This window comes from Vibrio sp. Vb0304, from assembly GCF_033338995.1.
GTDB classification, from domain to species: domain Bacteria; phylum Pseudomonadota; class Gammaproteobacteria; order Enterobacterales; family Vibrionaceae; genus Vibrio; species Vibrio alginolyticus.
The window spans coordinates 514,930-528,453 of the sequence record NZ_JAWOTT010000001.1; the positions used below are offsets into that span (position 1 = coordinate 514,930).

At 42.8% G+C, this 13,524-nt stretch carries 15 protein-coding genes; 9 read left to right on the top strand and 6 right to left on the bottom strand.

What is annotated here, in order from left to right; translation table 11 throughout:
* Positions 1–3 precede the first annotated feature (3 nt).
* Positions 4–1,059: an ACR3 family arsenite efflux transporter gene (arsB, locus tag R7P35_RS02230; RefSeq protein ID WP_042521522.1), complete on the bottom strand. Its 1,056-nt coding sequence runs from the start codon at positions 1,057–1,059 to the stop codon at positions 4–6.
* 85 nt (positions 1,060–1,144) lie between these two features.
* Positions 1,145–1,486, bottom strand: a complete 342-nt coding sequence (locus tag R7P35_RS02235; RefSeq protein ID WP_009706198.1) for an ArsR/SmtB family transcription factor — start codon at positions 1,484–1,486, stop codon at positions 1,145–1,147.
* 271 nt (positions 1,487–1,757) lie between these two features.
* Between R7P35_RS02235 and R7P35_RS02240 the strand changes: the two genes are divergently transcribed.
* Positions 1,758–2,342: an NAD(P)H-dependent oxidoreductase gene (locus R7P35_RS02240; protein WP_017635228.1), complete on the top strand. Its 585-nt coding sequence runs from the start codon at positions 1,758–1,760 to the stop codon at positions 2,340–2,342.
* A gap of 167 nt (positions 2,343–2,509) precedes the next feature.
* Positions 2,510–2,875, top strand: a complete 366-nt coding sequence (locus R7P35_RS02245) for a winged helix-turn-helix transcriptional regulator (RefSeq protein WP_005375456.1) — start codon at positions 2,510–2,512, stop codon at positions 2,873–2,875.
* A 195-nt stretch (positions 2,876–3,070) separates the two neighbouring features.
* Here the strand turns inward: R7P35_RS02245 and R7P35_RS02250 are convergent, their stop codons facing one another.
* Both R7P35_RS02250 and R7P35_RS02255 read right to left on the bottom strand, forming a co-directional pair.
* Entirely contained in the window at positions 3,071–3,754 is a 684-nt protein-coding gene (locus tag R7P35_RS02250) for a hypothetical protein (RefSeq protein ID WP_318091633.1), read from the bottom strand.
* A gap of 511 nt (positions 3,755–4,265) precedes the next feature.
* Positions 4,266–4,805 carry a redoxin domain-containing protein gene (locus R7P35_RS02255; RefSeq protein ID WP_042521517.1) on the bottom strand — a complete coding sequence of 180 codons (540 nt, stop codon included), beginning with the start codon at positions 4,803–4,805 and terminating at the stop codon, positions 4,266–4,268.
* A 564-nt stretch (positions 4,806–5,369) separates the two neighbouring features.
* On the opposite strand from R7P35_RS02255, the gene R7P35_RS02260 reads away from it, so the two are divergent.
* Positions 5,370–7,127, top strand: coding sequence for an SgrR family transcriptional regulator (locus R7P35_RS02260; RefSeq protein ID WP_213904538.1), 1,758 nt, complete (start codon positions 5,370–5,372; stop codon positions 7,125–7,127).
* Between the two features lie 9 nt (positions 7,128–7,136).
* Here the strand turns inward: R7P35_RS02260 and R7P35_RS02265 are convergent, their stop codons facing one another.
* On the bottom strand, positions 7,137–8,012 hold the full coding sequence (locus tag R7P35_RS02265; protein ID WP_053307850.1) for a LysR family transcriptional regulator: 876 nt from the start codon (positions 8,010–8,012) through the stop codon (positions 7,137–7,139).
* 141 nt (positions 8,013–8,153) lie between these two features.
* On the opposite strand from R7P35_RS02265, the gene R7P35_RS02270 reads away from it, so the two are divergent.
* The 3 genes from R7P35_RS02270 (at position 8,154) to R7P35_RS02280 (ending at position 10,065) form a co-directional block, all read left to right on the top strand.
* Positions 8,154–9,122 (top strand): aldo/keto reductase family oxidoreductase, encoded by a 969-nt coding sequence (locus R7P35_RS02270; RefSeq protein ID WP_213904537.1) that lies wholly within the window; start codon positions 8,154–8,156, stop codon positions 9,120–9,122.
* 9 nt (positions 9,123–9,131) lie between these two features.
* Positions 9,132–9,536 (top strand): GlcG/HbpS family heme-binding protein, encoded by a 405-nt coding sequence (locus R7P35_RS02275; protein WP_005385161.1) that lies wholly within the window; start codon positions 9,132–9,134, stop codon positions 9,534–9,536.
* Positions 9,537–9,684: 148 nt separating this feature from the next.
* The gene (locus tag R7P35_RS02280; RefSeq protein ID WP_031780944.1) at positions 9,685–10,065 is read left to right on the top strand and encodes a hypothetical protein; all 381 of its coding nucleotides are present in this window, start codon (positions 9,685–9,687) and stop codon (positions 10,063–10,065) included.
* A gap of 108 nt (positions 10,066–10,173) precedes the next feature.
* Here R7P35_RS02280 and R7P35_RS02285 read toward each other — a convergent pair whose 3' ends face one another.
* Positions 10,174–10,506 (bottom strand): helix-turn-helix transcriptional regulator, encoded by a 333-nt coding sequence (locus tag R7P35_RS02285; RefSeq protein WP_031780945.1) that lies wholly within the window; start codon positions 10,504–10,506, stop codon positions 10,174–10,176.
* Positions 10,507–10,647: 141 nt separating this feature from the next.
* Between R7P35_RS02285 and R7P35_RS02290 the strand changes: the two genes are divergently transcribed.
* From R7P35_RS02290 to R7P35_RS02300, 3 genes are all read left to right on the top strand, one after another.
* Positions 10,648–10,959 (top strand): hypothetical protein, encoded by a 312-nt coding sequence (locus tag R7P35_RS02290; protein ID WP_031780946.1) that lies wholly within the window; start codon positions 10,648–10,650, stop codon positions 10,957–10,959.
* A gap of 722 nt (positions 10,960–11,681) precedes the next feature.
* Entirely contained in the window at positions 11,682–12,839 is a 1,158-nt protein-coding gene (locus R7P35_RS02295) for an amino acid permease (protein ID WP_005385167.1), read from the top strand.
* A 232-nt stretch (positions 12,840–13,071) separates the two neighbouring features.
* Positions 13,072–13,413: a hypothetical protein gene (locus tag R7P35_RS02300; protein WP_258458375.1), complete on the top strand. Its 342-nt coding sequence runs from the start codon at positions 13,072–13,074 to the stop codon at positions 13,411–13,413.
* The last annotated feature ends 111 nt before the right edge of the window (positions 13,414–13,524 follow it).

Sequence of the window (13,524 nt, forward strand, 5' to 3'; positions counted from 1 at the left end):
AGGTTAGTCATAATATTTGGCCTTCATTCGCAATGCTACATTCACCAAAGCAATCAACACAGGCACTTCGATCAGCGGGCCAATGACACCAGCAAAAGCTTGGTCTGAGTTTAGGCCAAACACCGCGATAGAAACCGCAATAGCCAATTCAAAGTTGTTGCCTGTTGCCGTGAAAGCAATCGACGCGTTTTTGTCGTAGTCGATGCCCATTTTCTTACCGACGAAGAAGCTGACAAAGAACATCAACACAAAGTAGATAGCCAGTGGAATTGCTACACGGAATACATCCATTGGCAGTTCAAGAATCATTTCACCTTTCAAGCTGAACATCAGTACGATGGTTGCAAGCAGGGCGATAAGCGTAATCGGTGAAATGCGTGGGATGAACACGTCGTTGTACCATTGTTCACCTTTCGCAGCGACTAGCCATTTACGGCTTAGGAATCCCGCTAGGAATGGGATACCAAGGTAAATCAGAACACTTTCCGCGATGTCCATCATCGAGATATCAACCACGAAACCTTCGTAGCCAAAGACTGGTGGCAACACTGTGATGAACAACCATGCCATCACACTGTAAGTCACGATTTGGAAAGCGCTGTTTAGTGCAACTAGGGCTGCGCCGTATTCTTTGTTACCGCCACCGATATCGTTCCATACCAATACCATCGCAATACAACGAGCAAGACCGATCAGAATGATACCAACCATATAACCCGGATGATCACCTAGGAAAGTCAATGCAAGGATGAACATCAAAATAGGGCCGACAATCCAGTTCATGACCAAAGACAGCGTGATCGCTTTTTTGTCTTTCGTCACTGTGCCTAGCAAGTTGTAGTTCACCTTTGCGAGTGGCGGGTACATCATCAAAATCAAACCAATCGCTAGCGGTACGTTTGTGCTACCAACTGACATTGACTCGTTCCACTCAGCAACTTGAGGGAATGCTGCGCCAATACCTACACCGATTGCCATTGCCACAAAAATCCACACCGTTAGGTAACGGTCCAAGAAGCTCATTTTGTCGCTGGCACTATTTAAAACTTGAGTAGTCATAGTGTTCTCTTATTCGTTTATCGTCGAAAGGCGATAGTTAAAGGTATAGTTTATCTCTGCACGCCTGAACAGCGTGCAAAGGGCATTAATCAAATAACTTGGAAAATCCTAGATTGAACTGATCAAACGCGTCGCGTTGAATGCGGTAACACACCTTAGGTGGGTTTGGCTCGGCGCTGATAAAGCCTGCTTGCTTTAGAATACGCAAGTGCTCGGAAACAGTAGATTGCGCAAGACCCAGTTCAGAAACCAAATCACTGTTCAAACAACCGCCCATGGTATCGAGCGTGTGCAGGATATGCAGAATGCGCAAACGTGCTGGATGTGACAAAGCTTTTGCTTGTGCTGCTAGAGTTTGTTCTTTCTCGAGCTGTTGTTGTGTTGTCTGAAAAACAACTTCGCACGTGTCGTTGCACTTATCACTCATTCGCTGGCCTTAATAGTTAATCGTCGAATTGCGATAAAGTGTACGCCTGCTCTGTGGAAGATGCAACAAATCGATGAAAAAATCAATCGGGAAATAACGATGAATAAAAAGTTGAAAAAAATATATCTTTTAAAAACAGTGATATAATCAAAAATCAAGTAGGTTACTAAAAGTTAACTAATTGCACTATATTTCTAGGTTACCATAATAAACCACATCCGACGCACAATGGTTATTGCGTCATCTTGTGAACTTATTTAAAGGTAATCCCATGAGCAACGTACTGATCATCAATGCACACGAACCATCACCATACTCAGAAGGTCGTTTAAACGCTTCTCTTGTCGACAAAGCACAGACGCTTCTGCAAGCAAAAGGCCATGAGGTTCGCGTTGTGACAATGCAAGATGAGATCAACGTAGATGAGCAACTCGCACACTTTGAGTGGGCTGATCGCGTGATCATCCAAAGCCCAATCAACTGGATGTCTGTGCCTTGGTCATTCAAAAAATACATGGACGACGTGTTTACTGCGGGTATGGGCGGCGCACTATGTGCATTCGATGGCCGTAGCGCAGAAGAACCAAAGAAAAACTATGGTACAGGCGGCACTCAAACCAACAGCAAATACATGCTGTCACTGACATTCAACGCGCCAGAAGAATCGTTTGATGATGAGAGCGAATACCTATTCCAAGGTAAAGGCGTGGACGATTTGATGTTCCACATGCACGCTAACTTCCGCTTCTTTGGTATGTCAGCACTGCCTACATTCGCTTGTTACGACGTGATGAAGAACGCAGATATCGAAAACGATTTTGTTCGTTTCGAAGCGCACATTAACGAAAACTTCTAATCCTTTTAGAAAGATAGTGCGAACTGAATGATGAATTGAGATGGACTGCTACATGCGGTCCATTTTTATTTGTTTGCGGCGAGGTGACGTTTTTATTACTCTAAAGAACTAAATGTATCTAGCTTACTTTTCGTTACCTAGATTAGGTGCGTATCTTGAGGTGTATTGTGGAAAGCAGAATCAGTGTAGATAGCAAAGGTCGTAAGTCAGTGGCGAACGTATGTGCGGAGCCATGTGCTATCGAGAAAGGGATGCGTCTAATTGGTGGTAAATGGAAAGGTTCTCTGATTTATCATTTGAAAGACGGCCCAGTTCGTTTCAATGACTTAGCACGCATGCTAGGCGGTGCAAGTAAAAAGATGATCGACCAACGCCTTAAAGAGCTAGAAGCGGAAGGTATGGTGGTGCGCAAAGTGATCAGCGACCGCCCAATTGCCGTAAGCTATGAACTAACAGAGTTCGGCCGTACCGCACTTAAGATTCTTGATGATTTGCGAATTTGGTCTGAAAAGCATCAAATTGAGCTTCGTTAAGACCAAAGTAGTTAATCGCAAACGTTACTCTCTTTTGAAAGCTGATTAACAATACATCGCCGTTTATACCCAAGTAACTTAGATGTGCTTCATTTAAATCGTAATTTGTTTCGTAAAACAACGTACTCTTTCGAGTCAGGCATATCGAAGCTACTTGAGCATAATCGTACTTTTTAAGTTTTTGATTTTTAGTTATTATTTTATCATGCTTAATAAGTTGTAGAATAAATCACTCACTTCAGTTGAATTTAAAAAAGCACTATTTAATTCCAGTTTCTTTTCAAAATCGGAATATTTATCGAATTCCTCTTTCTCAACTAAACCTATTGGTGAGTTGTCGTTAACGTGGCTTTCATATTTTTTGATGGTATATAATTTAGACTTTTCGTCAAAATATTGAATTATCTTAATGTTAACGTCAGGTCTCTCCGTATTATACGTGATCGTAATTTTTTCATAATCTTTATTAATCGAAGTCGTAAGCCCTGTAGGGTAGATGATTTTAAACCTATTAATGTCATTCTTCTTCGTGCTTCTATAATGTTTTGAGTATGAAAAGTTTTCAATTGCACTTTTAGTGACGATAATTGACTCACCTTTCTTTAAACCGTATTCGGTACATTCATAATCGTCGACAACCGTAGAATTTCTTTTCTTTTCAATCAGGTAGGACATAGTTGCAGATGTCCCTCCGTGTTCCAGTTTTTGTTGGTTTACAGAACAATAGAAATGACCTTTGTCCACCGTCATTGCGTTGACTTGTTCCGGATTTGAAATGGTGGGATGTATATCTTTTGCTGGATCGTTGTCGCTTCCTCCTGAACCGCATCCAACTAATCCGATACAAACGGCCATATAAAGCAAAGAGATTTTATTCATACTGTATTTCTCAATTAAGATGTGTGATTGCAAATAACGATTAATTACATTTTTATAAAGTGAAATGTTTTTATTTTAATTGAACGGTGTTTTATTGGTAATTTAATCGTTTGCTTTTATTTTGTCTCTTACGGTATCTATGTTTTCATTTATGGTATGAATTATTAGATTTGCACAATTGTGAGTTGCAATAGGATAATAATCGCTAGCCAACTACTTGTGTAGGTACCGTTATGATTTATATATCCGTTAAGTCTAAGTTTTTAGTCTTAATTTCATGTATTTATCGTGAAAGTGACTTAGAAGTAAATAACTAACGTTGTTTGAGGGGAGCCTGGGCTTCACTGATCTTGTTTTTCATCAAGGCGTTGTATAATGAACAAGGACTCTATTTCCAACTTGTTGATACATATCAGATCTCACGGATCTGATATGCATTCCAAGTTATTCTCACTGAGGCAAGAATCCTAGCTTATTTAAGGATAGAAAGTTTACTTGGGTGTAGAAGATATTAGTAATCCAATGTGCCACGGATAGGGTAGTTATTGTTTGGATCGCGAATCCATGCCAATCCGCGTGATAGCGCGCCAAGCTCAGGGCGAACAAACGGGTTGTTTGAAATATCCACCACGTGTAAGTCGCCGTGTTCATTCACCACAAACAGACCTGGTTCTGCGAAATTATGATCGGTTTCCTGTTCAGATCGAGGAATAGATATATACAAGCCTAGCGTTTTCATTTGTTCTTCGGTCAGGCCGTAAGCGATAGGGAAGCTGATTTCAAGTTTCTCTAGATGCCCCTCTAGCTGTGCTTTTGAATCGCCAGAAACGGCAAGAATATCGACGCCAGCATCAGCGAAAGCCTGTTTGTAACTCTCAAGCTCGTTGAGGTACTTAGTACAAAGAGGGCAGTGTTTACCACGATAAACGAATACTGCTTGCCAAGTCGCATCACCTTGCGGCTGACCCAACGTTACGCTTGAACCATCTAGCAAAGTGGCTTGAAGATGAGGGAAGCTGTCGCCCGCTTTAAGTTTCACTGAAGTTGCCATATTGACTCCCGAATTGGTGGTGTATATCCATGAATGCCCCTTTCTCAACAAAGCGATTGGGGGATGAGACTTCAATGTAGACTCTGTTTTGCGGTGTTTCAACTAGTTAACTTTTAGTAACCTGCAATAAGGTAGTAGAGTGCAAAAGATGAAAAAGCAGAACTTAAGATACAACGAAGTGGGGGTGTAGTATCAGGAGCTAAGTTCTGCTTGAGGTTAGGCTATGACCACTGGAACATATCGTTAAGATAAACCAGAGTCATCACTTCTATTTTATTACTCGATTGAGCTAGGCGTTGCTGAAAAAAGTACGCCATCATTGGCTTCTTCATTTTTTCCTCCTTTAGCTGACGAGTAAATTATGTGTATAAAAGGGGATATAAAAAAGAGAGTGCTTTTGTTGGCTTTTTTCCTAATAACGTAAATATATGGGGCTTTAAAGCCGAGTTTGGAGGTTAATTGTGGAAAAGGGGAACAGATAATTAGGAAGTTTTCTTATTTTATTACCGCCAACTTAAGTAAACTATTCCTATCCACAAACTTCACAGATCTAAGGTTGATTCAGTGTCTGATCTCAATTTGTTTCGCTATTACCAACGATTACTCTCGTTTAGTGTTGGTAATGAAACAAAAACCACGTTACAGGACATTGCCGACATCATGTTCACTTCTTCTCGGCATGCTCGTAGCCTGCTAACGCAAATGCAGGAGAAGGCGTGGTTGAGCTGGTACCCGAAACCTGGGCGGAACCAACGATCGACTCTTATTCTGAATATGGAGTTAGACGTTTTAAAAGAGAGCTTGGCTCTTGAACGTATCAAGTTAGGCAAGTATGAAAAAGCACTGGCGATATTAGATGAAGACGAAATGGCATTTGGCCGTTTGTTAAAAACAACGTCTGGTGCTTCTGTTCAAGAAGGACAGCTCAATATTCAATTAACCTATAAGCGAATGTTTGAGCGCGTCGTTCCACATCAACTTCAGCGTAGCAGCGAACGTTTCTTATTAAGGCAAATCTATTGTTGCTTAGTTTCGAGTGATCACAATGGGAAAGTGCAACCAGAACTCGCACATCACTGGCGTTATGACGAAGACACCTACGAATGGACTTTCTACCTTCGTCCAGGTCTGACTTTTCATAATGGTAATTCCATTGATGCAGAAACAGTGGTTAGCTTGTTTGCAAAATTGAGTTCACTACAGTATTACGAAAAAGAGTTGGCACATGTTGCTAACATTACTGCGCCAACGCCATTGAAGGTTGTTTTTAAGCTTAATCGAGCTGACTTGGGCTTTGCTGGACTTATTTCTGGTGTGAAATACGGCATTCAACCAGTAAGCCAAGTTAACGTAGCGAATAACAAGCTGGTGGTCGGAAGTGGCCCATTCTCTGTTGTCGAGCACAATGAAAGTCGTTTAAAACTGCAAGCATTTAATGGTTACTATGCATGTAGAGTTCTAACGGATTTGGTGACTATCTGGATTGTTAATGACGAGCAAATGGAGAACCCGTCATTGGCAGCAAATACGTTGCAAAGGGATACTTCGCCCGAGGAGGATTTGTGTGGACACTATATGTCGACGCAAAACCGAGAAAACTCATCGGCGAGCAAGCGTAGTCGAATAGAAGATGGTTGCTTATTCGCCTTATTTAATCAGCACGCTAAGCACAAACTCTCTTTAGCGCAGCGCCGTTATATTAGTGAGCTAATTCAACCTGAGCGCTTGGCCGAAGTGATGCGCCGCGAGAATATTGTATTTGGGAGTATACCCGCTTATAACCTGCTACCAGGTTGGAAGCCAGTGCTCCGTCCGTTCAGTGAGCCGCTTAAGTTACCTAAACACATTACGATAGCAGGATATAACTATACCGCGTTGCGTCGCTGTGCGCGGGCTATTTCTAATCGTTTGGCGAGTGTTGGCAGTAAAGTAGAAATTGTTATGTATTCCTACCGTGAGCTGAACGAGAAGGCTAAGAACGGTGAGCTAAATGAGACAATGGTCGTAACGAACATAAACCTAGATGATAATCGTCATGCCTCTGCGTTCACGAACTTCTTCAGCAACGCTGTGCTATTCCACACTTTGGGAGAAAAGAACGCAAAATGGTTAGATGAACAACTACAGAGAGTCAGATCTTTCGTTCCACTTGAGGACTACCTTAATGCATTGGAGCCAATTGCATCGACGTTGATCAGCGAGTATTGGATTGCACCCATGTTCCACCATACACAAACTTTGCGTTTCCAAGGTGTTTTAGAAGACGTCGCTCTTACTAACTGGGGTTGGCCAGATATTCGCTCGGTGTGGTCGGCGGATTAACTGCTTTAGTTATTGAGCAAAGTGCTGCTTCACAAATTCAATGAAGGCTCTGGTTTTCGCCGATTGATAGATAAGTTGTGGGTACACCAAGTACACCGCGTTGTGCTGGTGGTCGGTTTCTTCCGATAAAACCTGCACTAGACGGCCGTGCTCAACGTCTTGTTCGACAAAGTAACTTGCTAACCGAGCAATGCCATTGCCAGACAGGGCTGATTCTTTGAGTAAGCGGTTTTCATTGCTTGAAAGCCAACCTTGGGTTTGAACTGTTCCCGTTTTTAACGGCCACTCTTTTTGATGCAATGTGGTTAAGCATTGATGCTGTTTTAAATCTGCTAACGTCTCTGGCGTACCTTCTTCTTGCAGATACTGAGGAGAGGCAACCAGCCAGTGGTGGTAGTCCAAAAGGTGATGCGCAATCATATTCTCGGGCGGCGTTCTTGTTGCTCGAAACGCAAAGTCGACGCTGGTTTCCGTCAGATTAAACGCTTGATAGCTAGAAAGAATCTCGAACTCTACGTTTGGATGTAAAGCGCGAAACGCCACACACAAATCATGCAGCACCGCTTCGGCAAACATCTTGGGAGCAGTAAGACGAATCAGACCGTCTACTTGCTCAGATTGCTGACTTAAACTCTTTTCCATTTCCATTACGCGGCGTTTGAGATCTTCCGCTTGTGCAAAGATCGATTCACCTTCTGCCGTCAATCTCACGCTGCGTGTGGTTCGAACAATCAAAGGCGTGGCGAGTTCCGATTCCAATCGCTTGATTTGTTCCGACAGGTAACTTTTAGAGATACCAAGTTGCTCTGCTGCTCTAGAAAAGTTGAGTGTTTGAGCCACTTCAGCAAACAGCATCAGTTTTTCGATTCTCTTATAATCTGCCATCTTTATTGCTCGCTTTAATTGTTCGGTAACGAGGATAATGAATTCGATTTTACGGTATTAAACTAATTTTTACGAACGGTAAGATGGTTCGAGTTAATTTAAGAAATTGAAGATGCAGAAATCGGAAAAGTGAGAATAACGATGAACAATCCAACACTACCGCTCGCCAAAACCTTACCTAACGTTAGCCGCTTGGTCTTCGGCTGTATGGGACTTGGAGGGGAGTGGAATCGCAACCCATTAACCGCCCAAGATGAAAACCAAGCTTATGCCGCTGTAGAGGCAGCATTAGAGGTTGGCATCAATCTCTTTGATCATGCGGATATCTACAAATTCGGTAAGGCTGAAGAAGCGTTTGGGTGCATCTTAGCCAATGACTCAACCTTACGAGAACGAATGTATCTGCAATCAAAGTGCGGCATCCGTCTAGGAGATGAGCAAGGTGTTAAGCAGTATGACTTCTCTGCCAAATGGGTGACGGCTTCTGTTGAGGGCATTCTTGAACGCCTTGGCGTGGAAAATCTTGATGTTTTGATGCTGCATCGTCCTGATCCTTTGGTTGAATTTGAAGAACTGGGCACAACGCTAAAAGCCCTGAAACAAGCTGGCAAAGTTAACCACTTCGGTGTTTCTAACATGAACAGTGCTCAAATTGACCTTCTTCAACAAGCAACGGGCGAAGTTGTTGTGGCGAACCAGTTGGAAATGAGTCTGGCTAAGTCTGAGTTTATTAAGCAAGGCATGGGGCTTCCTTCGTCGGAATCTGACTACGTTGCGGGAACACTGGAACATGCCCGTAAGCATAATATCCAACTGCAAGCGTGGGGCAGTATGGCGCAAGGAAGATTCTCAGAGCGTGGTTTACATTCTGATGATCACAACACCATACAGACGGCGGAGATGGTAATGGCGCTAGCAGCTGAATATGGCGTGTCGTCTGAAGCGATTGTTTTAGCCTTCCTGACGCGTCATCCAAACCAAATTCAGCCTGTTATTGGTACTGCAAACCCACAGCGTATTCGCGCTTGTGCTCAAGTAGAGAACGTCACGCTATCACGTAGCCATTGGTATGGCTTGTTCGAGAAAACCCTTGGTCATGAGATCCCGTAGGAGAGAAAAATGAAATACGTACAAGTTCAAACTCTGATTCAAACGGCATTGGAAATTGCGACTGCTCGCAAGCAAAACATTGCGGTTGCCGTGGTTGATACACATGGAGAATTGCTCGGTTTTGCCCGAATGGATGATGTGAGTGTGCAAGCAGGTTTGTTGGCACAGAACAAAGCTTACACCTCGGCTAGAGACCGTCAGCCTAGTGGCAATCTGGGCGCTTGGGCTCGTGAGACAGGTAAGCAGTTGAGTTATTGGACTGACCCAAAGATCACTGGCTTTATGGGTGGTGTACCTGTAGAACAAGAGGAGAAAGTCGTCGGTGCAATTGGCATTAGCGGTTTAGCTGAGCAAGATGATGAAGCACTGGCGATGGAAGTATTAAACGCGCGTGAGTATAACGTTTATCAGTAGGTGTGATGCTTTGTCCAGCTTTGTACTCACTGTAGGGACTCAAGTTCACAGGCTTCGTCGAGTCACAATGCTATCTAATAGCCTGAAGTAAGCAGAAGTTGAAATCGCGAACTATGATTAATTTATTTGAAAGCTTTGAGGCCTAAATATGTTTCATAGGGTATTCGTTTCGCTATTTTTTGTTCTCCTCTCAGGCTGTGGTACGAGTGACAGCGCGTTAAAAGAGAGCGGTTATGATGAAGCTTATATCCAAGGCTTTCATGACGGTCGGCATAGTGGTATGCAAGAGGCAGGGAATGATTTTGAACACTATATTAAGGACGAAACAAGGTATCAAACCGACTCAGATTATCGACAAGGCTGGGATGCTGGTGAGGTAGAGGGTAACAAGTTACAAAAGCAGGCGACCGCGATAGGACAAGGCATGATTGATAATTCATATGAAGAACGTGATGTCTTTGATCCTGATAAAGTGGCGAAAGATGCAATAAAAGGCGTTGATACATCGGAATTGAAAAGCCTAGAGTAACGGACTGATATAAAGAATAAAACTCGTCATTTGACGAGTTTTTTTGTCTAAACGATTCATGTTTCAACGCTCAACAGGGCATTCATCGTTTGGGTATGAGCAATGTCGTTAATCACCTTTCTTGTTCTTTTGTTCAAGGACTAACGATAATAGGCGAACGAGCAGGGACTGAGCTTCCGGTGAGAGCAATCTCGCCACGGCCGTTAGGTCATTTGCTGTGACATGCTGAACATCACGTACATCTAAAGCAATATCTAGGTCAGTCAAATGAAGCGAACGCAATATGGCACGATATTGTGAGAGTTTAAGATCGGACTCTCCGCGCTCGATCCTTTGATATGTTTTTACGCTCATTCCAGCGATGTTTGCCATTTGCTCACGGGAGAGGCCATTCGATTTTCGTCTTGCGATCAGTGCTTGAATTATAGGGTCTACCTGCATGTGCTCTCCTGAAAGGACAGTTTTGACCTAAACGGAGCAAGAAGTGGACCAGTTTAACCACCACATATTTACCTGCTTTGCAATCAGTATAAAAATAACTGTCTTATAAAAACGTAAATATTTTAGTCAGTTATTAACTCAATGGAAAAGTATCAATCATACAAATCAATAGAAACGAAAGCTTCTATTCGCAAAATGCAACGCATTTTAGATCATTTACTTAGTGAAATTGATCAGCAACATCGTGAGACTAAAGAGAATGTTGTGACACTGATTCAACAGTCACAACAGCGATTGATGAACTACAAAGAGCTTTACCTTCACAAAGAGTCGATAAGTGAAGTAGAGCTGCGGGTGGCGCATGAAAATATGAGTGAGACTGAGAAGCAGGTCGCCGATATGGGTATTCCAGTGTTAACTTATATCATTGGTGCGCTAGATAAAGCGTATTAACACAGCCGTAAAGTCGGGCGATACAAGATTTATGCAATTTCGATCAATTGATGACATCTAAAAGAAAGGATGCAAATGCTGGGGAACCACACCCAGCATTCGGACACTCATTTACCTATATTTTCGAACCGTAAATCAGTGTTTAGAGGTATGTGAACCGAACGTGTCGGTACGCAGCGAATAATAGCGATATTGTCCGATCTAGGCTACGTCCTTGGAATCTAACACCTTCACTTAAACTGTAAATTAATCTGTACACCCAGCCAAATTGAGCCATTGAGCACGTTCTGCCTTCTCTTTAAGCGATAAAAGACTAATTAGTGACGAAAAAAACAACACATCTTAGGTAAAAGATAAGAGTTGTTAAAATATATCGCTATAAGATTGACCTTTTGCTTTTCAATCGTCCTGCTTATGCCTTACAATCTTTTCGAACCAAATCCATTCATAACGAATGGGGTTGATGAATTAAGATGAACAATTTTGCTTCGAACCCAAAGTTGCGCACATTTCATCAACGATGACATCGCCAAAAACGACTCTCAAGTGTTCATGTGCAAATGATTAACCACCTTTTGTTGCATGTTTTCTTAGCCATACAGGGCTCTTGTAACATAGTGCTCTTGTAACCAAATTTTGACTAAGTCGGAGCGTTTTGTTGTGTGCTTTAGCTAAAGCACAACTGGCGAGAAATTAACGGATTGAATTTAGAGGTATTAACCGTGAACCTAAAACTTGTCGGCAGCTCCCTGATCGTTGCAGGTACTGCTCTTGGCGCTGGTATGCTTGCTATACCAATGGTGCTTGCTCAATTTGGCCTCCTTTGGGGCACTCTTCTTATGTTGTTCATCTGGGCTGGAACGACTTATGCTGCGCTGCTCCTTCTTGAAGCCAGTTGCAAAGTAGGTGGTGGTGTGAGCATGAATGCAATTGCTCGCGAAACGCTTGGTAAAGGAGGCCAGTTGGTAACCAACAGCTTGCTTTACGCCCTGTTAGTTTGTCTATTAATGGCTTACATCATTGGTGCGGGTGATCTGGTACAAAAAGTAACAGCCTCAATTGGGCTTCCAACATCCACGATCGCAAGCCAAGTCGGTTTTACTCTTTTAGTTGGTATCATTGTTTCGGCAGGTACAGGGGTAGTAGATAAGCTTAATCGCGGTTTGTTCCTAGGCATGATCGTAGCGCTGATCCTGACACTTTTTGCGCTTGCACCAAGCGTCTCGTTTGAAGGACTTGATGAGGTTGTGAGCGACGATAAAATGGCACTTATCAAAACCAGTTCGGTGCTTTTCACCAGTTTCGGTTTTATGGTCGTGATCCCATCGCTTGTAACTTACAACAAAGAAGCGAGTAAAACACAGCTGCGTAATATGATTATCGTGGGCTCAACTATTCCGCTTGTTTGTTACCTATTATGGTTGTTAGCGGTTGTCGGCAATCTACCACCTCATGAGCTTGTTCAATACTCCAACGTAACAGAGTTGATCTCGGTACTAGGTCAGCAATACGAGGGCTTAGAGTTCATCCTATCCATGTTTACTGGTTTGGCACTGCTAACGTCGTTCTTAGGTGTTGCAATGGCGCTATATGATCAAAATGCAGACCTACTGAAAGCAAGTAAGCCAGTGATTTTTGTTACTACTTTTGTGCTACCACTATTAGGTGCTGTATTTGCGCCAGAACACTTCCTAGCTATTCTCAGCTACGCGGGGATTATTCTTGTGTTTCTCGCGGTCTTTGTCCCATTATCAATGACCATGAAAGTGCGCCGAGTGCCGGTAGAAGATGACAATATTTATGAAGCTGGTGGCGGCGCAATGGGAATGAGCATGATCTTCCTATTCGGCTGTTTCTTGCTGTTTGCCCAAGCAGTATAAAATCACGCTAGCTTATTTAAAAACTGAGCCGCTCGTAGTCAAACGGGCGGCTTTTTTGTATTCATAGCCGAACCCAGGCCACTCGAAGTCATCAGCATTTGTGATGTTTGACGTTTCTCTGATAATCACGGTTAGCGCTGACTTTTTAGTAAAACTCCTTAGCGAAAGGCTGACATGTACAGTGATTCACCCTTCTATTATATCGATGTTGATATGAATAAGAGGCTCTGTTGTGTCAAAGCAATTATCTTTTGCCATGGTTGGCGTTATGTTGTCTTTAGGTGTGTTGAGTACAGAAGCGGTGGCTGACCCGAAGCATAAGCATGGACATCGGTACGATCACGATCATGCGCATTACCACCATCATAAACACAAGCGCAAGCACAAGCATAAACATAAACATCGTGACGTTATTTATGTGGAGACCCGTCGACCAAGGCGCAGTTACTATTACCATGACCGAATTCCTCGGAATAGTACCTACATAAAGATTGGAGATTTCACCTATCTAAAAGTGGACGACCGTTATTATCGCCGTTCTAATGATCGCTATATCCATGTCGAGTTCAATTAAACTTGAAAGGACATATAGTCGGCGTTCTTGTAATATTGAGCTTAATAGCACCAACATGGCACATGTAACATCGACCAATACTAGGGTTGAGGGTTAAAAACAAAAACAGCG